19 protein-coding genes are annotated in these 23,876 nt (G+C 55.8%); 8 read left to right on the top strand and 11 right to left on the bottom strand.

Features of this window, described 5'->3' with window-relative positions; translation table 11 throughout:
* Positions 1-4 precede the first annotated feature (4 nt).
* Positions 5-1,312 (top strand): DUF2254 domain-containing protein, encoded by a 1,308-nt coding sequence (locus tag Q371_RS06535; RefSeq protein WP_034337805.1) that lies wholly within the window; start codon positions 5-7, stop codon positions 1,310-1,312.
* A 143-nt stretch (positions 1,313-1,455) separates the two neighbouring features.
* Here Q371_RS06535 and Q371_RS06530 read toward each other — a convergent pair whose 3' ends face one another.
* The 10 genes from Q371_RS06530 to Q371_RS06485 all read right to left on the bottom strand — a co-directional run bounded on the left by Q371_RS06530 (position 1,456) and on the right by Q371_RS06485 (position 12,591).
* Entirely contained in the window at positions 1,456-2,196 is a 741-nt protein-coding gene (locus Q371_RS06530) for a WecB/TagA/CpsF family glycosyltransferase (protein WP_034337802.1), read from the bottom strand.
* Entirely contained in the window at positions 2,196-2,906 is a 711-nt protein-coding gene (locus Q371_RS06525) for a 2-phosphosulfolactate phosphatase (protein ID WP_034337800.1), read from the bottom strand. The genes Q371_RS06530 and Q371_RS06525 overlap by 1 nt, the downstream gene beginning before the upstream one ends.
* Before the next feature lie 301 nt (positions 2,907-3,207).
* Positions 3,208-4,107 carry a glycoside hydrolase family 43 protein gene (locus Q371_RS06520; protein ID WP_245618256.1) on the bottom strand — a complete coding sequence of 300 codons (900 nt, stop codon included), beginning with the start codon at positions 4,105-4,107 and terminating at the stop codon, positions 3,208-3,210.
* Positions 4,108-4,185: 78 nt separating this feature from the next.
* The gene (locus Q371_RS06515; protein WP_034337797.1) at positions 4,186-5,283 is read right to left on the bottom strand and encodes a M24 family metallopeptidase; all 1,098 of its coding nucleotides are present in this window, start codon (positions 5,281-5,283) and stop codon (positions 4,186-4,188) included.
* Positions 5,280-6,263: a glycoside hydrolase family 43 protein gene (locus Q371_RS06510; protein WP_245618255.1), complete on the bottom strand. Its 984-nt coding sequence runs from the start codon at positions 6,261-6,263 to the stop codon at positions 5,280-5,282. The genes Q371_RS06515 and Q371_RS06510 overlap by 4 nt, the downstream gene beginning before the upstream one ends.
* On the bottom strand, positions 6,260-7,498 hold the full coding sequence (locus Q371_RS06505) for a family 1 glycosylhydrolase (protein ID WP_034337794.1): 1,239 nt from the start codon (positions 7,496-7,498) through the stop codon (positions 6,260-6,262). The genes Q371_RS06510 and Q371_RS06505 overlap by 4 nt, the downstream gene beginning before the upstream one ends.
* A complete protein-coding gene (locus Q371_RS06500) occupies positions 7,495-8,358 on the bottom strand; it encodes a carbohydrate ABC transporter permease (protein ID WP_034337792.1) in 864 nt (287 codons plus the stop codon). The genes Q371_RS06505 and Q371_RS06500 overlap by 4 nt, the downstream gene beginning before the upstream one ends.
* The gene (locus tag Q371_RS06495) at positions 8,355-9,308 is read right to left on the bottom strand and encodes a carbohydrate ABC transporter permease (protein ID WP_342668500.1); all 954 of its coding nucleotides are present in this window, start codon (positions 9,306-9,308) and stop codon (positions 8,355-8,357) included. The genes Q371_RS06500 and Q371_RS06495 overlap by 4 nt, the downstream gene beginning before the upstream one ends.
* A gap of 59 nt (positions 9,309-9,367) precedes the next feature.
* A complete protein-coding gene (locus Q371_RS06490) occupies positions 9,368-10,669 on the bottom strand; it encodes an ABC transporter substrate-binding protein (RefSeq protein WP_034337790.1) in 1,302 nt (433 codons plus the stop codon).
* Between the two features lie 59 nt (positions 10,670-10,728).
* Positions 10,729-12,591, bottom strand: a complete 1,863-nt coding sequence (locus Q371_RS06485) for a glycoside hydrolase family 2 protein (protein ID WP_051963482.1) — start codon at positions 12,589-12,591, stop codon at positions 10,729-10,731.
* 418 nt (positions 12,592-13,009) lie between these two features.
* Between Q371_RS06485 and Q371_RS06480 the strand changes: the two genes are divergently transcribed.
* Complete coding sequence (locus Q371_RS06480) at positions 13,010-13,972, top strand: ArsR/SmtB family transcription factor (RefSeq protein ID WP_034337788.1); 963 nt, start codon at positions 13,010-13,012, stop codon at positions 13,970-13,972.
* 255 nt (positions 13,973-14,227) lie between these two features.
* On the top strand, positions 14,228-15,313 hold the full coding sequence (locus Q371_RS06475) for a glycoside hydrolase family 43 protein (RefSeq protein ID WP_245618254.1): 1,086 nt from the start codon (positions 14,228-14,230) through the stop codon (positions 15,311-15,313).
* A gap of 68 nt (positions 15,314-15,381) precedes the next feature.
* Here the strand turns inward: Q371_RS06475 and Q371_RS06470 are convergent, their stop codons facing one another.
* The gene (locus Q371_RS06470; RefSeq protein ID WP_034338055.1) at positions 15,382-16,218 is read right to left on the bottom strand and encodes an MBL fold metallo-hydrolase; all 837 of its coding nucleotides are present in this window, start codon (positions 16,216-16,218) and stop codon (positions 15,382-15,384) included.
* 105 nt (positions 16,219-16,323) lie between these two features.
* Here Q371_RS06470 and Q371_RS06465 point away from each other — a divergent pair, with 105 nt between their 5' ends.
* The 5 genes from Q371_RS06465 to Q371_RS06445 all read left to right on the top strand — a co-directional run bounded on the left by Q371_RS06465 (position 16,324) and on the right by Q371_RS06445 (position 23,737).
* Complete coding sequence (locus Q371_RS06465) at positions 16,324-17,505, top strand: acetate kinase (RefSeq protein ID WP_034337787.1); 1,182 nt, start codon at positions 16,324-16,326, stop codon at positions 17,503-17,505.
* Positions 17,502-19,577 carry a phosphate acetyltransferase gene (gene pta, locus Q371_RS06460; protein WP_034337786.1) on the top strand — a complete coding sequence of 692 codons (2,076 nt, stop codon included), beginning with the start codon at positions 17,502-17,504 and terminating at the stop codon, positions 19,575-19,577. The genes Q371_RS06465 and pta overlap by 4 nt, the downstream gene beginning before the upstream one ends.
* A 159-nt stretch (positions 19,578-19,736) precedes the next feature.
* Entirely contained in the window at positions 19,737-20,207 is a 471-nt protein-coding gene (locus Q371_RS25445; RefSeq protein ID WP_051963480.1) for an SRPBCC family protein, read from the top strand.
* A 144-nt stretch (positions 20,208-20,351) separates the two neighbouring features.
* Positions 20,352-21,056, top strand: a complete 705-nt coding sequence (locus Q371_RS06450; protein WP_034337785.1) for an SDR family oxidoreductase — start codon at positions 20,352-20,354, stop codon at positions 21,054-21,056.
* 227 nt (positions 21,057-21,283) lie between these two features.
* Positions 21,284-23,737 (top strand): beta-mannosidase, encoded by a 2,454-nt coding sequence (locus tag Q371_RS06445; RefSeq protein WP_034337784.1) that lies wholly within the window; start codon positions 21,284-21,286, stop codon positions 23,735-23,737.
* Positions 23,738-23,876: the final 139 nt, after the last annotated feature.

Below are 23,876 nucleotides of genomic sequence, written 5' to 3'. Positions count from 1 at the left end.
GGTCATGACCCATTCCAGATGGTTCCGTCGTTTCTGGATGATTCCGACCATGTGCATTTTGCTCTTTCTGATGCTGGCCCATTTTGCACTGTATCTGAACCACACCTTGAACCTCAAAGGGCTGAACTGGCTCTGGAACGTCCAGAGTTTGCAGGGCGCACATGACCTCCTGTACGCCGTTGCTGCCTCCATGTACACCTTTGTGGCTTCGACCTTCACCATCAGCATTGCTGCCCTGTCTTTTGACTCGCGGGACATGGGACCGAGGTTGCTTGAAGATTTTTCACAGGATTGGCGAAGCCAGTTGACCCTCGGGGTGCTGTTGGGCACCTTCAGTTTCAACCTATGGGCCATTGCGGCCCTAAAAAGCACACCGGAGGGATTTCCGGTTCCTGTGCTGACCGTCAATGTGGGATTGCTGCTGGCTTACCTGAGTGTGGGCTTTCTGGTGATGTTCATTGACCAGATGGTGCAAGCTATGAACATCACCACACTGGTCAATCGGCTCGGGAAGGAACTGCAAGGGATCATGCTGGAGGTCTCCTCCAGTCTGCCTGCTGTCCCAGAGCCAGAAACACCATTGAAAGATCCTGTGCAGGTTTACTCCACAAGTGCAGGGAACCTGTACCAGATCAACCTGAAGGGACTGGTTCAGAAAGCCAGAGCTCTGGATGCCGTGGTGGTCCTGAAAATCCGTCCGGGGCAGTATGTGTTTCCGGGGATGGTGATTGCGGAGACCTCCAAACCCATCCATCTGACCCCTTTTCTGGATTTCAGCGATTACCGCAAAACCCCCCACGATCCAGAGGCTGCCATCCGTCAGTTGAATGAAATTGCCGTTCGGAGCATGGAATCAGGCATCAAAGATCCATTTACGGTCATCACCTGCATCGATCGCATGGGCAGCGCTTTGTGCCTGCTCAAAAACCGCAACTTGCACAGTGGAGTGCATCTGGACCAGAGTGGAGAGGTGCGGGTCATGGTGCCCACAGTTGGCTTTGGTGGCCTGATGGATGAAATGTTCCACCAAATCCGACAGTTTGGAAAGACCTCTCCAGCCATCATGATCCGTTTGCTGGAGGTGCTCGGGGTGGTGATGTCGGTGCTGGACGATCCAGAGCACCAGCAGCACATTCTCAGGCATCTGCATCTGGTCCGCGAAGACGCCTGCAGGGAACTTTCAGGAACCTCTGAACTGAAAGACATCGAACAGCGTTTTGAGCAGGCAGTTCAGCGTTTTGAGCAGGCAGTTCAGCGTTTTGAGCAGGCAGTTCAGCATTTTAAAGCATTTGACAGAGAAATAAGGGGTTGATGCTTGAGGTCGTGTTGTTTGAAACAGAAGGATTCAAAAGAATCCTTCTATTTCACTGTTAAACGCATTCACTGTTAAAAGCAGTAGAGGAAACCCAAAAGAGGCAGGAACACAACTTCCTGCCGCCTGATGAACGATGGGGCTTATTTTTTCTCGATGGGTTTGGCGTTCTGCACCCGCATGGCAAATTTCATCAGGCGGGGAAACCTGTTCCAACGTTTGCGGTCTCCCAGAATCCGGTAGGCCCACTCGACTTTCATTTTCTGGGTCCACTCTGGGGCACGCTCCACGGTTCCAGAGAGCACGTCCAGCGTGCCACCTGCACCAATCATGATTGGAACCCTCAGGCGGTTGCGGTGACGGTGGTTGAATTTCTCCTGACGGCCCGCTCCCAGAGAGGTGATCAGCAGGTGCGGGTAGGCTGCGCGGATTTTCTCCACGAGCTTCAGGTCTTCATTGCCATCGTCTTTGAAGTATCCGTGGTCAAAGCCAGCGATTTGCACGTTGTATTTTTCTGCACAGGCTTTGGCAGCTTGCTCAGCGATGCCCGGTTTGCCTCCCAGAAAGAACACCCTCAGGTTGGGGCCTTGCCGTTCCATCAAACGGATCACGATGTCGATACCCGAGGCCCGACCCGGCAAATCGATGTCCAGCATTTTCTTGACCGCCCACACAATGCCCACCCCATCTGCACTGACCAGATCGGCTCCGCGAATCACCTGCGCGAGTTCGGCGTCTTCCTCTTCAGCCTGAATGACGATCTCGGGGTTGAGGGTGATGACGGTGTGGGGATCAAACGCACCCATCCAGCCTTCCAGACGCTCCACCACACCATCGAGGTCCAGAGGGTCAACGGGGAAATTGAACAAGGAAAGTCTCTGCATCACTCGAACCTGTAGATGGGGGTGTCTTCTTTGAGAATCACTTCTTGCAGCATGGGCACTTCATCAGTTTGAGAGATCAGGCTGGAAATCGCAATGTCTTCGTACAAACGAAGTTTCTGCAATTGTTGACCAGTAGACGATTGCACCAGAGCCTCCTGCACATCCGGGAAAGCCCGGACCAGAGCCATCGCCATGCGGGCAGCGTCCAGCAGTTGCACTTCCAGGTGTTTTTCGATGCGACGGGCCAGAAACCCAGCGCACACCGTGTCTTCGAGGGTTTCGTTGCCGTCCTGCCCGGTGCACACAATGGCAATTTCTTCGGTGGCCAGTTGCAAGGCTTTCTGAATCACCGCTCTGGCGTTGTAAAAGCTGCCCAACAAAACATGTTTGGCCCCTTGCACCTGACGCACCGCCTGAGGGGTGTACTGGGCCAGATACATCACATCCTGTTGCAACTTCAGGTTGCGGAGTTCTGCTGGACTGGCCGGATGGTTGCAGCCTTCCATGGGCATGCCGTCCCGTTCACCGACCATCAAGAGTTGGTTTTCTGAAGCAAATTGCCTTGCGATTTTCAAACTGGGAGAAAGGTAAAGATGTTGTGCTCCAGCCTCCAGCAAAATGGGGGCGTTGGTGGTGCCACGCAGGACATCCACCAGAATCACCACATCTGGATAGGAGCCTCTGGGCAGCAAATCGACTTTCAAGCGCATGAGACCTCCAAGACGCCCCGAGCAGGTTTGCCCATCAGAGAAATACAGTGCTCGGGATGCGTTTCGGAGTGATTTTAGCATAGGGAGGGTGGGAAAGGCGTTATGCCGAGGGCACTGGAGGGGTCAAGCATGCATTGCCATTTGCCAAGGGCCCAGAGCCGAGAGCCAAGGGCAAAAAATGCCAAGGCAGAAAGCAGACAGCTGGAAATTGCTTTGGCTAAAGCTTTTACAAAAACGGAGCCCTTTGACCATTTTCTGGAGGTGAGCCCCGATGCCCTTGGCTCTGGGCCCTCGGCAGCCTTTACCCCTTGCCAACCACTGGCCCCATCTCCCTCCACTCCAGAGGCCACACATAAAGCTGTCTTTGGGTCTGCTCAGTGTTCCATGCGTGAAACACGATGTGGTCCTGTCCCTCAGCGTCGGTGACCACCGCATTGTGGCCGGGTCCGGTCAGGCCGGTCAGGTGGGTGTTGAGCACACTGGCATGGCCCAGGGGTTCGGTCCATGGTCCGAGGGGATGGTCTGCTACAGCAAAATTGACCCCATAAGTGTCGTTGATCCATGCACCACCAGAGTAGAAGCAGTAGCATTTGCCGTTCCGTTTGACCACAAAGGGACCTTCAAGGGTGTGCCAGTCGAGGGTCTGGCCGTACATTTCGCGGTTTCTCTGGTAAATTTGCCAGTCCTGAGAGGCACGGAGGACCACTTGCGGGTTGCCTTCCAGTTCGGTCATGGATTTCAGGCGGTCCACCACCAGAGCGGTGCCCACCCGGTCTCCATCCAGAAAATCACGGGCGTAATAGAGGTACCACTGGCCATCCTCGTCTTGAAAAGGGCTGGGGTCAATGGCAAAAGGTTCATCTGGAACCAGTTTCAGTTTCTGGTCGATGTAGGGGCCTTCGGGCTTTTGGGAGGTGGCCACACGCAAATGCTGGCCTTTGTCTCCGTGGCCCACACTGTAATACATGTAGAAGGTACCATCGGAAAAAGCGACCTCTGGGGCCCAGTAATCGCCTTCCTCGAAGCCTTCTACGGGTTCCAGAGCCCCGCCCAGAGAGGTCCAGTGGATCAGGTCTGTGGAGGTGAGCACTTCAAAAGCCCGGCCCTCCCTTGCATGCTGTCCAGTGCCGAATGCAAAGTACTGGTTCTGGTGTCTGAGGATGAAAGGGTCAGCAAAATAACCGGGGTGCAGTGGACTCATGGAGGTCATGGTGGACTCCTCTCTGCAGGACATGGCAGGTGCCATTCCTGAAGCGGTTGATTGAGGCGTGGTCGAATTTCAGAACTGCTGCAACACGTCTGGACGCAAAAGACCCTGTTCCAGAGAAGCAGGCCATAAGGGATCCAAGGTCAGCACTTCGAGGCTGCCGTCCTCATGGAGCAGCACGGTGTCTTCGATTTTGGCTCCGCGCAAACTCGGGTTCCATGCGAATGCCTGTGGGGCCCGCAGCACATAAGGGTCTGAGGGCAGGGCGATGCGTTCACGGCAACCGTAACCCGTTGGTCCGCCTTGATGGTGCTCCAAAATGGCGTTTCCTTCTCCTCTGGAAGCGTATGCAGCTTTGAGGATGTGGTACATCTGCCCGAGGGTGTTTCCAGCACAGGTGGCTTGCAGCACTGCCGCTTCGATTTCTTTGAGCTTGTGGTGCTTCTCCTGCAGTCCTGCTGGCAAAGGTTCAAAGGCCACGAAACGGGTCAAGCTGACCCAGAGCCCGCCTTGCCTTGCGCAGAAGGACATCATCGCCCAAGGACCCAGAGGGTCATGTTGAGGGGGGACGTGGCGGTACAGGTTCAGGCGTCGCTTCCCTGCGACTTGCACCAGACCCACATCCAGACCTCTGGCACGCAGAGCACTTGCACCCATTCCAGCCAACTCGTTTTCGGTCTGGTCTGGACGAGCCTGTTTCAGGGCTTCGGTCATGGCCTCTGCGCTGGATTTGCCCAGAGCCCGGTAACGCTCGATGTCGTAAGGGGTCAGGCTGTGCCTGAGCAACCAGAAGTGCTCTGGAAGGGGTTGCTCTGACCCCGAGGGGCGGTCACTGAAGACCACTCCCCCTTTTGCATGGCTGTCCACAAAGGCCTGTTGCAGGTGGGCCTGTGCCCAAGGGACAGCATGAATTTGGGTCTCTGGCAGCAGTTCTTCATCCCGGATTCTGGGGGCTTCGATGGCATCGGTCAGCACGATGAAGTCTGTATTTGTGATCAGGACCTCAGCCACCCCCCCTTCCACGGTTTGCAGCACGGCACTGGAACCTCCAGCAGTGATCCAGCCAAACCATTCAATGCTTTTCAGGCGCACCGCTGCCCCCCCAGCCTCCTGCAAGAACTGGCGCACCAGAGCGGTTTTGTGCCCGATGTCCAAACCTCTGGCAGTCATGGGATGATGGGGCCTTCCTGTTCGGTCAGGGTGGGCTCTTTGAAGGTGATTTTGCCGTTTTTGAAGAAGATGGGGTCAATGCGCATGGTGCGCTTGCCCACGTTGTCTCCGATGAAGCCCGCGGTCCATGCATGGTAGACCAGCCAGGTGTTGCCGGCACCATCGGTGGTGATGGTCTGGTGTCCGGGTCCGGCCACATCTCCCACGGAGTACACAATGGGATTGTCTGGGGACTTTTTAAAAGGTCCCAGAGGGCTTTTCCCCACGGCATATCCCACACCGTACAGGTCACTGGCAAAGTCACTTGCAGAGAACAGCAGGTAATAATCCCCATCCTGTTCATGCATGGTGGGAGCCTCAATCAGGTTGCCTTCCCAGAGTTCGCGGTTGTGCAGCAACTGCACTGCCTCTCCTTGCAAGGTTTTGCCATCTTTGGACAGCTTCTGGCCGTACAGGTAAGTCAAGAGTCCAATGGCGTTTCCGTCGTTTTTCCAGTAGAGGTAAAGTTGCCCGTCTTTGTCCCGGAAAGGGCTCGGGTCGATGCTGCCCCCTTCATCGGCCTGACAGATCAGGGGTTTCTCGGAGGTGTCCATGAAGGGACCTTCGGGTTTTTCCGATTCTGCGACACTGATGCACTGGCGGTCACTGTCCTTGTCACGCAGGGTGTAATACATCAGGTATTTGCCTTCGTTCTGGATCACCTCTGGAGCCCAGGTCAGTCCACCCAGAGCCCAGAACGGCAGGCCACCCAGCGCATCACCTTTGACTTCCCAGTTCACCATGTCTTTGCTGAAGGCCATCTGGATGTCTCTGCCCTCGCCGTTGGTGGCGTAAGCGTAGTACCCCTCAGGGGTTTTCAGGACAAAGGGATCGGGGAAGTTGATGTCGAGGACGGGATTCTGGTATTTCATTCGGTTCTCCGCGTGGGCACAGCCTGCCAGAGTCAGCAGGGTCAGGCCAAGGGTCAGGGATTTTTTCATGGTTTCACTCCGGGATGAAAAAGGAAAGTGGGCTGACCCTGATCGGTGGGGTCGTGTGAAGTCAGCAGGGCAAAAGCGTCTCTGGCCTCCCCTTTTGTGCGGTGCAGGTCACCTTGCAGGTGGTACAGCCCCGAGGGGCACACATGCCCGGTCAGGCGGGTCAAGCCCGAGTTCCAGTCGATGTGGTCAAAGAGGGGCCACCATGTGTAAGCCAGCACCTCCACCCCTTCTGATCGGACTCGGGCCACTTCGGAAACGCTGTATTTCAGCCAGTCCAGTTGGTCCCGATCTGAGCTGGTTTCTGCGACATACACAGGTTTGCCGTAGCGCTCAAAATACAGTTTCAAGGTGGCACCCAGACCGGGCGGATTGGGATCAGCGTCCAGAGCATAATCCTGTCTGCGCCCCCAGTCTGATGCGGGACGGTCCGGTGTGGGCTGGAAAATCTGATGCTCTGATCCGGGATAATAATCCAGCCCGATCACATCAAGCTGGACAGGTTCTTGCACAAAACCGCTGATCCAGTCAGGGTCAATCCCATGCCGGGACAGGAATTGAGCGGTCCAGCTTTGATCATCGGCCTTGCCCAGCAACAGATCCAGAGCCAGAAACCGGTACTGGGTAAGTTCAGAGGCAAGGTCTTGCAACGCAGGATCACAGGTCACAAAACCATCTGCCCCATCGTTCAGCCAGAACTGGGCCTCGGGCCTCACTTCCTGAATGGCCTTCACGGTCTGGCGGATGCCTTCGATCAGGGGCATCAACATCTGCACGAATGTACCAGAGGTGATGCCGTATGGGGGCCATGTGCCGTTCCCTCCGCGAAAAAACGCGCAGATGTAAGGCTCGTTGAAGGGGGTGTATCTCTGGAACTGTGGGTAACGCTGGGCAAAAGCTTTGGCGTATCTGGCGATTTCTGCTGGATAATCAGGATTCAGAAAGCCGTTTGCCAGCCATGAGGGGGTGCCAAAATGCACCAGATCCCACACCACCTCCAGCTCGATTTCTGCAAGGAAAGCCATCACCTGATCGGTCCAACTCCAGTCGAAACGGTCCTTTTCTGGATGCTGCATGTCCCAAGGCAGACCGTACCGGATGAACTGCACCCCGAGGCGTTTGGCCCTCAGCAAATCCTGCTGCCAGTGGTCCTGATGCCGGGTCATGAACAGCTCGTTCACCCCGAGGTCTGGCATGCTGGTGTTCTCGATGCCCACACCCCACCAGAACGGGTTCATTCTTTGCTGCCTCCAGCAGAGAGGCCCTGCTCAAGGTACCTCTGGCCGATCAGGTAGGCGACCAGCACTGGAATGGATGCAATGGCGGTTCCGGCCATCAGTTTGCCGTAATCGGTGGTGTAACGGCTGGAAAACGAGGTGATGCCCACCGGAAGGGTTTGCAGGTCACCGTGCACCACGAAAAGCGGCCACACATAGTTGTTCCAGCTTCCCATGAAGGCAAACACCCCAAGGGTGACCAGCACTGGGACGGACAGGGGCACAATCACTTTCCAGAGGATTTGCCAGCTGTTGGCCCCGTCCAGCACAGCAGCTTCTTCCAGTTCATTGGGGATGCCCATAAAAAATTGCCTGAGCAGAAAAACCCCGAATGCCCCGGAGACCCCCGGCCAGATCAGGGCGTGGTAGGTGTCAATCCAGTTCAGCTGGATCATCATGATGTAACTGGGAATCAGGGTCACGATGCCGGGCACCATCATGGAAGAAATCACAAACCAGAACCACAGGTCACGCCCCGGAAATTGCATGCGGGCCAGAGGGTAAGCAGCAAGCAAGCAAAATAGCACATGCATGAAGGTGTAAGCCGCACTGGTGAACACGCTGTTCCAGGTCCAGCGCAGGATGTTGCCGTCTGGAGACATGAAAATCTCGCGGTAGTTTTCAATGGTGAAGTTTTTGGGCCACCACTGGATCGGCAAACTGATGGTGTCCGATTCGGGTTTGAAACTGGTGGACAGCATCCAGTAAATGGGCGCAAGAAACAGCAAGGCAAGGAAGCAGAGCAAGAGGAATCTGGGGATTTGCCTCGGGATGCGGCGCTTTCTGGCCTGAGGCAAGTTGGGGGCAGACTGGGTGGTCATTTTTTGCCTTTCCGCAGATCACGGGTCTGCAACCAGAACTGGAAAGCGGTGAACACCAGCATCAGCACCCCGAACACAAAGGACATCGCGGCAGCACTGGAAAACTGGTTGTTGGAGAAAGCCTCCTCGGTGATGTACATAATCACACTCTGGGTGGAACGGGTGGGTCCCCCTCCGGTGATCAGTTGAGGCTGCCCGAACAACTGGAACGACCCGAGCACGGTGGTCACCACCACGAACAAGGTGGTCGCAGACAGGTTGGGCCAAGTGATAAAACGGAATTGCTGCCAGTTGGTGGCACCATCCAGTTCAGCAGCTTCGTAGATGGCTTTGGGGATGTTGTTCATGGCGGCGAGGTACAGGGTCATGTTGAAACCGATGGTCCACCAAACGGTGCCCACCACAATCGGCACCCATGCCCAACCTTCACTGGTCAGAAATGGAATGGGAGGCAGTTTCAGGTACTCGGTCAGGATGATGTTCACCAGACCGCTCTGGTTTTCAAAAAGCCACTTCCAGAGGATCCCCATCACCGAAACCGAGAGGATGCCAGGCATGAAAAAGATGGAGCGGAAAAAAGCCCGGCCAAAAATGGGTTTGAACAGGAGCACTGCCAGTCCGATGGAGGTGCCCACCAAGAGGGGCACACTGATCACCGTGAACAGGGTGGTGTTCACAAAGGTCTTCCAGAAGAACTCGCTTTGTGGGGTGCCAGCCTTGAACAGGTTGGCATAAAATTCCAGACCCACGAAGGGCTGGCTTTCCAAAAGGGGATCCCAGCGGTGCATGCTGATGTACAGTCCATAAAAGACCGGGAAAACAATGAACCCGAGGAAGAAAATGGCATGGGGCAGCAGGTAGAGCCACGGCACAATGGGATGGGTGTTGTTGTGGGTCATTTTCCGGCTGCGTTTTTTGGGAAGTGCAGTGTTGCTGGTCATGTCACTCATGGGGCTCTCCTTCAAAAGCTGGCCTGACCAGCACGGTGCCGGTCAGGCCAGGGAGAGGTTTACTGGAGGGTTTTTCTGGCCTGATCGATTTGCTTGTTGGCTTCGTTCATGCCGTCTTCCAGAGCGTCTTTGACGGTTTTCTTGCCAAGGATGGCGGCCTCTACAGCAGCATCCCATGCACCGCGCACCTGACCGACCCAGGGGTAACCAGAGGTGGCGTACACGTTGGGCAAGCCTTCAAACAGTCCAGAGATGGGGTTGTTGTCGTAGGACTTGTCGCTGGCGACTTTGGCCTGTGTGGGGAGACCTCCGGCCTGTGTCCAGAACAGGTTCTGGGCGGGCTGGGTCATCCAGCCGATGAATTCCAGAGCGGCCAGACGCTTGTTTTTGTCGTAGTTGGCGCGCTGTTTGGGCAGGGTGAGGTGGCTGCTTCCGCCCCATGCGGCTTTCATCTTGGTGCCCAGTTGGGGGAAGGGGGCAATCCCGAAGTTCAGGCCATCCTGACCTTTGTACTGTTCGAGCATCCACACGCCGTTGAAGTTGAAGCAGGTTTTGCCCTGACGGAAGGCATTGATTTCGCTCTGCTCGGTGGCGTTGGCAGGTGAAGTCTGGTACTTGTTGATCTGGTCAACCAGAAACTGAATGGCTTCCTGACCTGCAGGGGTGGCAAAAGCGGCATTCAGGTCTTTGTCCACAAGGTTCACACCGTTCTGGCGCAGCACCGAGTAGGCGATGGTTCCACCCATCCAGCCGTTGACCACACCGTTGCCCCAGGTTTGCAGGTTTTTGGGGTCAAATCCAGCTTCGCCGGGGTTCTTGCCGCCTTTGTCCACGGTGCAGGCTTTGGCAGCAGCAAGGAATTCTGCACGGTTGGTGGGCACTTTGCTGATGCCGTACTTCTTCATCAGGTCTTTGTTGTAGTACATCGCCAGAGCAACCGAGTGGATGGGCACCCCGTAACTGCGTCCTTTGTAATCGGCGGTTTTCCAGAGCGGCTGGTAGAAGCTGGCTTTGTTGATGCCACCTGCTTTGAGGTCTGCTGCAGTCAGGGGGGTCACGGCACCACGGGCCACAAATCCGGTGATCTGGTCTTCGTTGATGACCACCACGTCAGGGGCGCGTCCAGAGGCCACCAGAGGGGCAAGTTGCTGCCAGGTGGTGCCCCAGGGCTGGGCTTGCGCTTTGACTTCGATGTTGGGGTGGGCTTCGTTGAACTTCTTGACCAGTTGCTCCATGATCGGGCGGTCCGGTCCGGTGAAGCCGTGGAGGTAGGTGATTTCCACTTTGGGTCCGGTGTATTCAGCATGGGCGGTGGATGCAGCAGCGAGGGCCAGAATCAGGGTCAGGGGTTTCAGGTTCATGCTTTCCTCCTAGAAAGTTTCTTTACCACCAGCTTGTGGATGTTCCGTGACGGGAACCTTCAGGCCAGTGAATCCGAACGGGTCTGGGTTTGCTCTGGGTTGCTCTGGGGCTGTTTTTTCAGCCATCGGTGGGAGTACTGCATCTCGTTGGGGTGAGGGTGCACCATCTTGTTGCCTTTGTTGGCTTTTGCAAAGCGTTCCATATCGGCTTTGGGGGTGCGGTCCATGGTCAGAATGCCGTTGATTTCCTGAAAGGTGTCCGTCAGCTGGGTGTAACAGAACCCAGAGAGCACCGGACTGTCGTGCACCGCGGCCAGCAGTTTCTCGTACCGCTCGATGAAGTCTTCACTGGTCTGTGCGGTGCTGTACCCCCAGCCTTCTTGAGGGGTGGCGGTGTAAGCAATTCCGCCAAACTCGGTGAGCATGTAAGGTTGCTTTTCAAGCGGGCAGTCTCCGACCAGCAGTTGTCTGCGTCCGGGCATGAATTTGCGGGCACCCTGTGGGTTCAGGGCTTCTGCACTGTAATTCTGGCGGATCACCTCTGGACGGGCTTCATAGTCATGGATGGAGAAAATGTCAGTGATCACATGCTCCCAGCCATCGTTGCCAATCACCGGGCGGGTGGGGTCGATGGAACGGGTCAGGTGGTACAGGGCTTTGACAAACTGCCGTTGCTCCTCCACGAGAGGAAGGTCTGGCACCCCCCACGATTCATTGAAGGTGACCCACGCAACCACGCAAGGATGGGAGCGGTCCCGGTCCAGCACTTCCAGCCATTCGCGGGTGACGTGCTGAACCACCTCTGGGGAGAAGGTGTAAGGGCTGGGCATTTCGGTCCAGACCAAGAGGCCCAGATGATCGGCCTGAAAAAGGTAGCGGGGGTCTTCGATTTTCTGGTGTTTGCGCACCCCATTGAAGCCCAGCTTTTTGGTGAGCTCCACATCCCGGCGCAGTTCTTCCAGAGAGGCCGTGGCGTGGCCTTCGGTCCAGTAGCCCTGATCGAGCACCAGACGCAGGTAATAGGGTCTACCGTTCAGATAGAAGTGGTTGTCCCGGACCTCCACACTGCGCAGGGCAGTATAGGAAGACACTTGATCCAGCACCTTGCCTTGCTCATCCAGCAAGGTGATTTCAGCATCAAGCAGTTGGGGGTGCTCGGGGCTCCAGAGGAAATCGTCACGGGCATCGTCAATGCCGGGGTCGGGCAGGTGGATGGTGCGTGTGACCTGTCCTTGCTGAACCCGTGTGGTGTCTTCGGCAATCAGTTGCTCACGCAGGTAAAGCCGGACCTGCAAGCGGCATCCCTCGGCGTTTTTGACACTGGCCTGATACTGGATTTGAAAGCGCTCAACATTGGCGGTCCAGTGCAGCTTTTCCAACCTTTGGACTGGAACTTTCTCCAACCAGACAGTGCGCCAGATCCCGGTGGTGCGTGGGTACCAGATGGAGTGGGCCTGGTCGAGCCAGTCCTGTTTGCCTCTGGGAATGCGCAGGTCGGTGGGGAAATCACAAGCCTGCACCACGATGTCCAGCATGGTTTCGTGGGCGTGTTCGGTGATGTCGAAGGAAAAAGGGGTGTACCCTCCGATGTGTTCACCTGCGTAATGTCCAGAGACCCACACTTTTGCATGGTGGTCCACTGCGCCGAAATGCAGCACCAGACGTTCATTGTCCTGAGGAACCAGATGCTCAGGGAGGGTCAGGCTGGTGCGGTACCACACCTGCTGGTGTGGGCTTTCGTCTTGCACACCAGAGCGGGGAGACTCGGGGCTGTAAGGGACCAGAATGTTTTGAGAAAATTCGAGGGTTTCAGGAGGGTGGATGCCCAGTTCGTTTTGCGAACTGAATTGCCACCATCCATCCAGAGGGACCCATGTGGCACGCTGAAATTGCGGCCTCGGGTGCAAAGCATCTAAGGGCATGGCTACACCTGCTGCATGAGGAGAGGTTTGTGGTTTGCTGTCTTGCCCCTTAATACTAACAACTTTTTTTATTTCTTGTCAACATCTTTGAAAGTTTCAAAACTGGACTGCGTTCATGCTTGCGTCGAACAAACAGCATGCTTTCAGGGCTGCCCCTCCTCACCCCTCAAGAAGTATTTGTGTAAAATTACTTTTTCAAATCAAGCTTTCAGAAAACGGTTTTTCTCATGATTTCAGTCTCGACTCATCTTCTTGGGTCACTGCTACAATCACAGCTTTCACAACTTTCGATCAAGCCCTGCTTTCTGTACCATCAACTGAGCCCCACCTGAGGAAAAAACAACAATTTCTGCAATGTTGCAAAATCATCATCAAAGTTGTTAGAATTGAACCCATCTTCCCCTCCAAAGGAGCACAGATGGGCATCTCTGGAAACCGCGTCCTGTACATTGATGGAGATTCATCTCTGCCTGTCCTCAAAGCCCTGGCTTCAGACACCAGACTGTTGATCCTCAGCTTGCTTTCCCACAACCCCATGAACATCAGCGAACTTGCAGAGGCGATGGGATTGCCCCACTCGACGGTGAATTTCAACCTGAACCAGTTGCAAGAGGCCGGTCTGATCAGCGTGCAGTACGAGCCCGGCTCCCGAGGGTCTCAGAAACTGTGTGCCAAGAAATACGACGAGATCATCCTGCGCCTGCCCGGAGCCAACGTTGCCGCAGAAACCGACACCGTGACGGTCTCCATGCCCATCGGGAATTACCGCAACTTTGAAGTCAAACCCACCTGCGGTCTGGCCAGTGAAAGCAAAATCATCGGCATGTTCGATGATCCACGCAGTTTTTTCGAGCCAGACCATGTGTATGCCCAGATTCTGTGGTTTGGAGAAGGCTTTGTGGAATATGCCTTCCCCAACAACCTGCCTTATGGGTCGGTGGCGCAATCTCTGGTGCTCTCCATGGAGATCTGCTCAGAAGCCCCCCAGTACGATCCCGACTGGCCCAGTGACATCACCCTCTGGCTCAATGACATCGAAATCGGGACATGGACCAGCCCCGGTGATTTCGGGGGCACCCGAGGCCGTCTGACCCCTGCATGGTGGCTGGAAGACCAGACCATGTATGGCCTCCTGAAGCACTGGCAGGTCACCGAAGAAGGCAGCTTCATCGATGGAGAAAAGCTGTCTGGCGTAACGCTGGCAGACCTGAACCTCGGGTCCAAAAACCACATCAAAGTCAAAATTGGGGTCAAGGACGATGCACGGCACAAAGGCGGAGTCAACCTGTTTGGCCGGAAATTCGGCAATTACGAGCAGGATCTGGTGATGCGGATGGCCTACCGTTTCCCGCAAGACAAGCCCAGAGTCAAAGTCCGCTGAAAAGCCACCACAAACTTCCAAACATCTGAAGCAGGGTGAACACCCTGCTTTTTGCGTGCCCACTTGACCACTTGATTCCATTTGACAATTAACAAATTTTCTTGTTAATATTCGAGCCACCTCCAGAACCCCATTCAGCGAAAACACCCTTTTCGTTTTCCTTCCTCTTGAACTTGAGCACCCGAGCTTGAGGGGTCCTTTTTCATGCATGTGTTTTTGACGGAACGAATCCTCTGGATGTACACAAGGAGTTCCATGAAAAATCCGATGTTCAAAACACAAGTCACCCTGCTGTTGTGGTCCGGCCTGTTGATGGGCTGTTCCTCTGGCCCCTCTTCCCTGCCAGAGGTCAAACCTCAGGCCCAGCTTTCCATTCAGAATGCCGACCCGAGCGTGATCCGGGTGGGCAGCACCTACCACTCTGTGGAGTCCGATGGCAAACTGATTTTTGTGCGTTCAGCCAGTTCGGTTGCAGGTCTGGCAAGTGCCACAAGACAACAGGTCTGGAGCAACCCCAACAACATCCCCGAGATCTGGGCCCCTGAGATCATCAAGGATGGGACCACCCACTACATTTACTTTGCAGGAGGCGCTGGGGCAAACCACCGGATGTATTTCATCCAGTCGCAAAACCCCACCTCGGGGTATTCAGCAGCCACCCAGATGGCGTTGCCGGGCAACCAGTGGGCCATTGATGGGGTTCCGTTCAAATACAACAACCAGTGGTGGTTTGTGTGGTCCGGCTGGGAGAGAACTTTTGCTGCCGGAGAACAACAGGAACAGACCCTGTATCTGGCCAGAATGACCAATCCCACCACCGTGACCGGAAACCGTTTCGTGATTTCCCAGCCCAGAGAAAGCTGGGAGAGGGTGGATGGCTGGCACCCCTCGTGGGTCAATGAAGGACCTCAGCCCATCATGGATCCTTCAGGCCAACTGCACATCGTGTACTCTGCCAACGGAAGCTGGGATGTGAACTACTGTCTTGCAGACCTGCGTTTGCGTGCCGGAGGGGATCCCTCTTACGTGTGGGACTGGTACAAATCCAATGGCTGCCTGTTTTCCAGCAATGCGCCGATGATGGCCGGATGGGACCCCACCCTGTATGCCAAAGGGGTTGGACACCACTCGTTTGTGCTGCTCAATGGAGACATCAACACCAGCCCACCCGCAGGCAGCAGTTTTCCTCTGGCCTACCACGGGGTGCCCAAAAACAGCTTCCCGAGCAACTTCTGGGCCGGGCGGTTCTGGTACTCGGGCAGCTTCATGTGGTGGGGCAACACCACCTACACCCGGGGTTCTGCCAGCAACACCGGATGGAGCCTGAAGTTCTTCGAGTGAATCCGTGACCTGAAAAAAGGAGCAGAAACCGCTCTCTGGGTCTCTGCTCCTTTCGCCTGAGGTTTGCTTCAAAGGGGCTTTGCCAGAAATCCACTTTTGGGATGCATTTCCAGCCGTCCAAAAGCGTACTCAGGGTCATGCGGAGGAGCGAGAATGGCCCCTTTTTCAAACCACTCGGGGAAAAAGCGCTTGCGGGTTTCCAGAGTGGTCACCGGGTACAGGTCATAACCCATCACATAAGGGTACGGGGCGTGGACCAGAGTGGGCAGCAAATCTGCCGTGTAAACCAGCATTTGGCCTTCGGATTCCAGCACCACCGCCTGTTGCCCAAGGTTGTGCCCGGGAATTTGCACCACCTTGATGCCGTTCAGGATTTCGGTGTCTCCATCCAGCACATCAAACAAACCTGCCTCTTCGATGGGGGCCACGTACTGCTCGGTGTAATAAGAGGCGCGGTTGCGTTCATGGCGGTGGTGGGCATCGTGCAACTCCTGTTTTTGCACAAGGTATCTGGCGTTTGGAAACGCAGGTTTGCCTTCCAGCACATTGCGTCCAGCATGGTCAAAATGCAGGTGGGTGTTGATGACCAGATGGATGTCCGTGCGGTCCAAGCCCAGCTGCCTCAAACCTTCGAAGATGGTGCTGTCCCGTTCCAGACTGAACATGCTCTGGAATTTTTCGTCCCCTTCCCACATGCCGGTTTCAATCAGGATGTTTTTTCCTGAGGTCTGAACCAGCAAAGGGTTGATCCTCAGGGCAATGCGGTTCAGGTCATCGGAGGGGGTCAGTTTGGTCCAGAGCACCTTGGGAACCGTGCCGAACATGGCACCGCCATCCAGTCTGAATTTGCCATCGGTCAAGGAGGTGACCCGCATGTCACCGATTTTCAGTTGTTTGAGCCACATGGGCATAACATAACATGACATCACATGGCCTCGGGACATTCTCCCCCACCCTGTCCGGGGCAAACCTCACTTTGAAACCCTTCACGGACAGGTAAAGTGAAAGGGATGCGCGACACTCTGGTCATCAACTGTGGAAGTTCTTCTTTAAAATTCGCCTTGATTCGCAGTGCGACTCAGGAAACGCTGGCCAGTGGTCTGGCCGAAAAACTCTTTGAACCCGAGCCCGTCTTGACCGTGAAACATGCAGGTGCAAAAGAAACGGTCAAGCTCTCGGGTCAGGGACACAGCATTGCCATGCAGGGCATTCTGGACGCTTTAAACACCAGAGGTTTGCTCTCGGAGGTGGCCAATGTGGGGCACCGGGTGGTGCACGGTGGAGAATTCTTCAAATCCGCCACCGTGATCAATGAAAAGGTGCTGGAGGCCATCGAGCAGTGCATTCCTCTGGCACCCCTCCACAACCCGGCCAACCTGCTGGGCATCCAGAGCGCCATGGAAGCCTTTCCGGACCTGCCCCATGTGGCGGTCTTTGACACGGCCTTCCACCAGACCATGCCCGAGCACGCTTACCGTTATGCAGTGCCTTCCAGCCTGTACCGCGAACATGGGGTCCGTCGTTACGGGTTTCACGGCACCAGTCACCAGTACGTGACCGGACGTGCCGCTGAACTGCTGGGCAAACCTCTGGCAGACACCTGCCTGATCAGTGCCCATCTGGGCAACGGATGCTCGATCACTGCCGTCAAAGGTGGGAAAAGCGTGGACACCAGCATGGGCATGACCCCTCTGGAAGGTCTGGTGATGGGCACCCGTTCTGGAGACATCGATCCCAATTTGCACCAGTTCATGGCGCAGGCTTTGAACCTCAATGTGGATCAGGTGACCGACCTCCTCAACAAAAAGAGCGGTCTGCTGGGCCTGAGTGAACGGTCCAACGACATGCGGGAACTCGAAGAGGCCCGTCAGGCAGGACATGCTGGTGCAACACTGGCCATTGAGGTGTTCTGTTACCGTCTGGCCCGCTATGTGGCAGCCATGGCGGTTCCACTGGGCCGCATCGATGCCCTGATTTTCACAGGAGGCATCGGAGAAAACAGTCGTTTTGTGAGGGAAAACACCCTCCGCCATCTGGGCATTTTTGGCTTTGAACTGGATGCAGAACGCAACCAGAGCATGGTCGGGGGCCCGTCCGGCCAGATCACCACAGACCGTGGACCTGTGGCTCTGGTGGTGGGCACCAACGAAGAGCTGATGATCGCCCTGCAAACAGAAAAGGTGCTGTCATGAAAACCATTTTTGTGGCCCCAGTTGGGCAACAGGTGGGCCTGTCCACCACTGCTCTGGGTCTGGTGCGGGCTTTGCAACGGGCGTCTCTGAAGGTGGGTTTTTGCAAACCCATCGCGCAGGACCACGCCAGTCTGGACCGCAGCGTGCACTTCGCCAAAGAGAACTGCAACCTGCACGCCCCGGCTCCCATCAATCTAGACCGGGCCGAGATGTTCCTCGGGCAACATCAGGAAGATGCCCTGATGGAAGAAGTGGTCAGCGTGTTTCAGAAAGCCGCTGAAGGGGCAGATGTGGTGGTGGTGGAGGGTCTGGCCATCACAGGCAAAAACCCTTACGCCCACCAACTGAATGTGTCCATGGCCCGCAACCTCGGGGCCGACACCGTGCTGGTGGCCACTCTGGCAGGCAATCCCACTTTTGAACTGGCCGACCAGCTGGAAATCACCGCCCACGATTTTGCCAGTTCAAGCAGGCAAGCTCTGGCCGGGTACGTGCTGAACTTTGCCCTTCCAGACACCGACGTGATGAAACTGATGCACGACCTGCGCACCCATTCCGAGCTGCTGGAACACCTGCCTTTGCTGGGCATCATCCACCGCAATGCAGAACTGGCTTCCCCGAGAACCTGGGATGTGGCGCAGCACCTGCATGCCCGGATCCTCAATCAGGGGCACATGAAAATGCGGCGGGTTCGGGCCAACATGGTTTCGGCCCGTTCGGTGAACCGCATTGTGGATTTGTTCAAGCCCGGTACGCTGGTGGTGGTGCCCGGCGACCGTGAAGACGTGATCATGGCCACCAGTCTGGCCAGTTTGAACGGGATTCCTCTGGCTGGCATGCTGATCACCTGCGGAGAGATGCCCGATGAAAGCATCCTGCGCCTGTGCCGTCCGGCCCTGAATTCGGATTTGCCGGTGATGCTGGTGGATTCCAACAGCTACCACACCTCCAATTTGCTGAACCAGATGGACCCTCAAGTGCCTCTGGACGATCTGGAACGCATGGAGCAGGTGCTGGATTTTGTGGCCGACCGTCTGGACACCGGCCACCTCAAGCAGAACATCCACATCACCCATGAACGCAAAATGCCTCCTCCAGCTTTCCGGTACGAACTGATCCAGAAAGCCAGAGCTGCCCGCAAACGCATTGTCTTGCCCGAGGGGGACGAACCCCGCACCGTCCGGGCTGCAGTGCTGTGCCACGAGAAAGGCATTGCCGAGTGCATTTTGCTGGCGAAACCTGAAACAGTCCATCAGGTTGCAGAAGCACAAGGTTTGCACGTTCCAGACAGCCTGAAAATTGTGGATCCTGCCAGTGTGCGTGGTCGGTATGTGGCCCCTCTGGTGGAACTCCGCAAGCACAAGGGCCTCACCGAGTCCATGGCCGAGCAGCAACTGGAAGACAACGTGGTGCTGGGCACCATGATGCTGGCTCTGGGTGAGGTGGATGGTCTGGTGAGTGGAGCCGTGCACACCACCGCCAACACCATCCGTCCGGCCCTGCAACTGATCAAGACCGCCCCGAGTGCCCGCATCGTGTCCAGTGTGTTTTTCATGCTGATGCCCGAACAGGTGCTGGTGTATGGGGATTGCGCTGTGAACCCCAACCCGACCGCTGAAGAACTGGCAGACATTGCCATCCAGTCTGCAGATTCGGCGGCGGCTTTTGGCATCACCCCGAGGGTCGCCATGATCAGTTACTCGACGGGAACCTCCGGGGCTGGAGACGATGTGGAGAAAGTCCGTCATGCCACGGAAATCGCCAAATCCAAGCGTCCAGATCTGGTGATCGATGGACCCATGCAATACGACGCTGCGAGTGTGGCGAGTGTGGGTGCACAAAAAGCACCGGGAAGCCCGGTTGCAGGCAAAGCCACCGTGTTCATTTTCCCTGATCTGAACACCGGAAACACCACCTACAAGGCCGTTCAGCGCAGTGCCAACGTGGTCAGTGTGGGTCCGATGTTGCAGGGTCTGCGCAAGCCCGTCAATGACCTTTCCAGAGGGGCTCTGGTCGATGACATCGTCTATACCATTGCCTTAACTGCGATCCAGTCCACACAGGTGCAGTAATTTTCGTGCAGGATTGTGTCCCCGGACCTCAACATCCGGGGGCTTTTTGATTGAATTGGGCTTTTTGCCCGTGACGGCCATCACTGCATTCATGGTTTTGTAAGGGTTTCCCCTATACAATTGACCCATAACCACAACTTCAGCAAGGAGAGATGGACCATGACCAAATACACGCACACCGAGCGGTTGAACTGTGATCCCAGCGCCCTCTGGCAGGTCATCACCGACGTTGCCCACTGGAGCATGTGGGATCCCGAGGTGGAGAGCGCACAACTCGAAGGCCTTTTCAGACTTGGCACAAAAGGAACGATCAAACACAAAAATGGCGCCTCAAGCAAGTTTTCTGTGTTGATGTGTGATGTTGGACAGAGCTACATCATCTCCACGACCCTTGCTCTGGGGGTGGAGATGCTGACCAAACGCACCTGGGAAAAACAGGGCAATGACCTGCTGTTCACCACCGAAATCACCCTGATCGGACCGATGGCCCCCATCTTCATGCGCATGCGCAAGGACGGCCTGAGCCACAACATCCCTGCAGGGATGCAAGCCATCAAAACCATGGTGGAGCCCAAAGTCAAAGAGAACCTTGGCTTTGCTGGAGACAGCAAACGCGGCACAGCCTACTGAGACCGTCCTTCGTCTGTCCCTCCTGCCGAAGTTCGCATGTGTTGGCCCGGTTGCAAAACCGGGTCTGTTTTTTGCACCCTTTTGCGCCAGAGTACGGGTTTGGTTGCATTCTTGAGGACAGACTGTGGATAGACTGGCTCTGTCATGAAACACCAGAATGCACTTGTCACCGGAGCATCCAAAGGCATTGGATACAGTGTTGCACAAACCCTTCTCAAAGCCGGACTGAACGTCACCATCACGGCACGCAATGCAGAAGAACTGCAAGCCGCAGCCGCCTCTCTGGGCCATCCCGAGAAAGTGCTGGCCGTGCCTGCCGATGCCAGAGACGCCCAGCAACTCCAAGACGCCGTGCAGGCCCATCTGGAAAAATTTGGGGCTCTGGATGTGGTGGTCGCCAACGCCGGTGTGGGCGTGTTCAAACCCGTGCAGGACCTGAGCATCGAAGACTGGCACAAGGTCATTGACACCAACCTGACCGGGGTGTTTTACACCCTGAAAGCCAGCGTGGAGGCCCTGAGCAAAACACAGGGGTACTTCATCACCATTTCCAGCCTGGCAGGGAAAAATCCTTTTGCAGGTGGGGCTGCGTACAACGCCAGCAAATTTGGTCTGAACGGGTTCACCGAAGCGGCCATGCTGGACTTGCGGGCTCTGGGCATCAAAGCCACCCAGATCATGCCCGGAAGTGTGGCCACCCACTTCAACAACCACACCCCCAACGCACAGGACAGTTGGAAAATCCAACCCGAGGACATCGCCCAGATCGTGCAAGACCTGCTGGAGATGCCCGAGCGCACCCTGCCTTCACGGGTAGAGGTCAGACCCAGCCAGCCCAAGAAAGGCTGACAGCATTTCAAGCAATTGACGGAAGAACCAAAAACCCTAGATCTGGAAAGGGTTTTTCAAAGCAGGAGGATTCGGTTGAATCCTCCTGCTTCACGGATCAGCACAAGATTTCGTAACAAACAAGCAAAATTACGCTTGATTTGGAAAGTGTTTCATACAACCCGGCTTCTTTGCTGTTTTTTGCTCTTATGCTGGAGTAACAGTTTAGTAAACAGCAGGGGAGCAACATGCAACGTCAAAGCTTGAATGGCACATGGCAGTTTCGTCAGGTGGGCAGCACAGAATGGATGCCCGCCACCGTTCCCGGAGGGGTCCACACCGACCTGCTCGCTCTGGGCAAAATTCCCGATCCCTTTGTGGGCACCCACGAGAAAGATGTGGCGTGGGTTGCAGAAACCAACTGGGAATACCGTTTTTCTTTTATTGCCAGCAAACCCGAGGCAGGAAGCCGCTCTTTTCTGGTCTTTGAAGGGCTGGACACCCTCGCAGAAGTGACCCTGAACAGCCAGAAACTGCTGGACGCAGACAACATGTTCCGCACCTACCGGCTGGATGTCTCGGATCTGCTTCAAGGCAAAAATGCTTTGCATGTGCTGTTCAAGGCACCCATGCCCTTTGTGCGAGAGGCCAAAGCCACCAGACCCGGCGTCTTTGAAAGCGCCACCCTGCGCAAAGCCCCGAGCCACTTCGGCTGGGACTGGGGTCCGGTGCTGCCCACCATCGGGGTCTGGAAAAAGGTGATGCTCGAAACCCACCAGCAAGCCCGACTGGACGATGTGCACATCCAGCAAAACCATCAGGACGGTCAGGTTCAGTTGCATCTGAAAGTGCAAGTGGAGCAGTGGGGCACCCTTCCCCTCCAAACCAAGGTCAAGGTGCTGGATCCACAGGGACAACTTGAACATGAAGGGTCGGCTCTGGTGGGCGCAGATGGCACCGTGCACCTCAGTTTCCCCACCGCCAAACCAGAGCTCTGGTGGCCCAATGGGTATGGTGCACAGCCCCTGTACACCCTTGAAACCGAACTGGTCTCTGGAAAAACCATGCTGGATCAGCGAACCCAGAAAGTCGGCCTGAGGACCATTGAAGTCAAGCAAATTCCAGATGCCTACGGCCGCTCTTTCACCTTCTTTGTGAACGGCATCGAAGTGTTCTGCAAAGGCAGCAACTGGATTCCCGCAGATTCTTTTCCCACCCGCATCACCGCCAGTCAGGAACGCAACCTACTGGAATCTGCAGTGGCCTCCCACCAGAACATGATCCGTGTCTGGGGAGGAGGGTACTACGAGTCAGACAGTTTTTATGACCTCTGTGATGAACTGGGCCTCTTGGTCTGGCAGGATTTGATTTTCGCCTGCAACATCTACCCTGTCCATGAAGAAGCCTTCCTGAACAGCGTCAAACTGGAACTGCAAGACAACCTGAAACGCCTCAGGAACCGCACCTGCATTGCCCTCTGGTGCGGAGACAACGAGCAGGAAATGGGCTGGGAATGGTGGGGATGGGACACCCCCGAGCGCACCCACCTGAAAGAAGCATACAAGCAGTTCATTTACCGCCTTTTGCCCGAGTGGGTGGGTCAGGAAGACCCCACACGCCTGTTCTGGCCCTCCTCCCCTTCCAGTCACCTGCCCATTGTGCAAGCCAACGGAGCAGATCAGGGCGACATGCACTACTGGGATGTCTGGCACAAAGGGGCTCCATTTTCAGCGTACCGCACACAGTTTCCACGCTTCATGTCCGAGTTTGGCTTTCAGTCTTTGCCCCCCATGAAAACCATTGACACCTTTGCAGGGCCAGAAGACCACAACATCACCTCAGAAGTGATGGAACACCACCAGAAAAGCCACATCGGCAACGGTCTGATTGTGAAGCAAATGCTGGAGCACTTCAAATTGCCCACCTCCTTTGCCAAACTGGTGTACCTCAGCATGGTCTTGCAGGCCGAAGGGGTGCGTTACGGGGTGGAGCACTGGAGGCGCAACCGCCACCGGGTTTCCGGCACCCTGTACTGGCAACTGAACGACTGCTGGCCGGTGGCCTCATGGGCCAGTCTGGACCATTACGGACGCTGGAAAGCCCTGCACTACGCTGCCAAACGCTTTTACGCTCCACTGCTGCTTTCTCTGGAAGACCATCCAGACCGCATTGATCTGCACGTCACTTCGGACCGGGTGCAGGACCAGACCATCGAAGTGCGCTGGAGTTTTGAAACCCTTTCCGGCGAAGCCCTCTCCAGAGGCAGCCTGAAAACCACCGCTCTGGCCCTGAAAGACACACTGGTTCACAGCCTTCCTTTGCAAGGTGAAGCTGGAAAAACCGTGCTGGTGGTGGAACTCTGGCAAAACGAACTGCTGCAAACGCAGGTGATGCCCTTCAGCCTCGACAAGCACATGAAATATGACCGCCCCCAGATCGTTGCAGAGGTCAAAACCGAAGGCAGCACTGCAGAACTGACCCTCACCTCACAGACCTTGGCCCGCTTTGTGGAACTGGATTTCAAGCATGCCGATGTGGTCTTCTCAGACAACTATCTGGACCTGCCCGCCCACCGTCCCAGAGTGATCACCTTCGCATTGCCCGAAGGCTGGACCCGCAAAGACGTGCAGCGCAACCTCTCGATTCAGACGCTGTTTGGGTCTTATCAGTTGGATGAATTCCCTCAGAAAACCCTGTCTTGAGTTTGAGTTTACAGTTCACAGTAGACAGCGAGAAAGAGCGCCAAAAGGCGCTCTTTGTTTTTCTCTGGCTGTTCAAGCGCTCTGCCCTATGTGCTCGGCATCCTTCTTTCTGCTTTTTGCCCTCGGCACTCGGCTCTGG

Origin of the sequence: Deinococcus misasensis DSM 22328 (assembly GCF_000745915.1) — a bacterium.
GTDB classification, from domain to species: domain Bacteria; phylum Deinococcota; class Deinococci; order Deinococcales; family Deinococcaceae; genus Deinococcus_C; species Deinococcus_C misasensis.
The sequence above is the reverse complement of the archived record's forward strand: the minus strand, read 5'-3'. Positions and strand labels throughout refer to the sequence as shown.

What these genes read in the sequence shown, in the direction of transcription:
- Q371_RS06535 (WP_034337805.1), top strand. Translation starts at nt 5, where the DNA reads ATGACCCATTCCAGATGGTTCCGTCGTTTCTGGATGATTCCGACCATG.
- Q371_RS06530 (WP_034337802.1), bottom strand. Translation starts at nt 2,196, where the DNA reads ATGCAGAGACTTTCCTTGTTCAATTTCCCCGTTGACCCTCTGGACCTC.
- Q371_RS06525 (WP_034337800.1), bottom strand. Translation starts at nt 2,906, where the DNA reads ATGCGCTTGAAAGTCGATTTGCTGCCCAGAGGCTCCTATCCAGATGTG.
- Q371_RS06520 (WP_245618256.1), bottom strand. Translation starts at nt 4,107, where the DNA reads ATGAGTCCACTGCACCCCGGTTATTTTGCTGACCCTTTCATCCTCAGA.
- Q371_RS06515 (WP_034337797.1), bottom strand. Translation starts at nt 5,283, where the DNA reads ATGACTGCCAGAGGTTTGGACATCGGGCACAAAACCGCTCTGGTGCGC.
- Q371_RS06510 (WP_245618255.1), bottom strand. Translation starts at nt 6,263, where the DNA reads ATGAAAAAATCCCTGACCCTTGGCCTGACCCTGCTGACTCTGGCAGGC.
- Q371_RS06505 (WP_034337794.1), bottom strand. Translation starts at nt 7,498, where the DNA reads ATGAACCCGTTCTGGTGGGGTGTGGGCATCGAGAACACCAGCATGCCA.
- Q371_RS06500 (WP_034337792.1), bottom strand. Translation starts at nt 8,358, where the DNA reads ATGACCACCCAGTCTGCCCCCAACTTGCCTCAGGCCAGAAAGCGCCGC.
- Q371_RS06495 (WP_342668500.1), bottom strand. Translation starts at nt 9,308, where the DNA reads ATGAGTGACATGACCAGCAACACTGCACTTCCCAAAAAACGCAGCCGG.
- Q371_RS06490 (WP_034337790.1), bottom strand. Translation starts at nt 10,669, where the DNA reads ATGAACCTGAAACCCCTGACCCTGATTCTGGCCCTCGCTGCTGCATCC.
- Q371_RS06485 (WP_051963482.1), bottom strand. Translation starts at nt 12,591, where the DNA reads ATGCCCTTAGATGCTTTGCACCCGAGGCCGCAATTTCAGCGTGCCACA.
- Q371_RS06480 (WP_034337788.1), top strand. Translation starts at nt 13,010, where the DNA reads ATGGGCATCTCTGGAAACCGCGTCCTGTACATTGATGGAGATTCATCT.
- Q371_RS06475 (WP_245618254.1), top strand. Translation starts at nt 14,228, where the DNA reads ATGAAAAATCCGATGTTCAAAACACAAGTCACCCTGCTGTTGTGGTCC.
- Q371_RS06470 (WP_034338055.1), bottom strand. Translation starts at nt 16,218, where the DNA reads ATGTGGCTCAAACAACTGAAAATCGGTGACATGCGGGTCACCTCCTTG.
- Q371_RS06465 (WP_034337787.1), top strand. Translation starts at nt 16,324, where the DNA reads ATGCGCGACACTCTGGTCATCAACTGTGGAAGTTCTTCTTTAAAATTC.
- pta (WP_034337786.1), top strand. Translation starts at nt 17,502, where the DNA reads ATGAAAACCATTTTTGTGGCCCCAGTTGGGCAACAGGTGGGCCTGTCC.
- Q371_RS25445 (WP_051963480.1), top strand. Translation starts at nt 19,737, where the DNA reads ATGACCAAATACACGCACACCGAGCGGTTGAACTGTGATCCCAGCGCC.
- Q371_RS06450 (WP_034337785.1), top strand. Translation starts at nt 20,352, where the DNA reads ATGAAACACCAGAATGCACTTGTCACCGGAGCATCCAAAGGCATTGGA.
- Q371_RS06445 (WP_034337784.1), top strand. Translation starts at nt 21,284, where the DNA reads ATGCAACGTCAAAGCTTGAATGGCACATGGCAGTTTCGTCAGGTGGGC.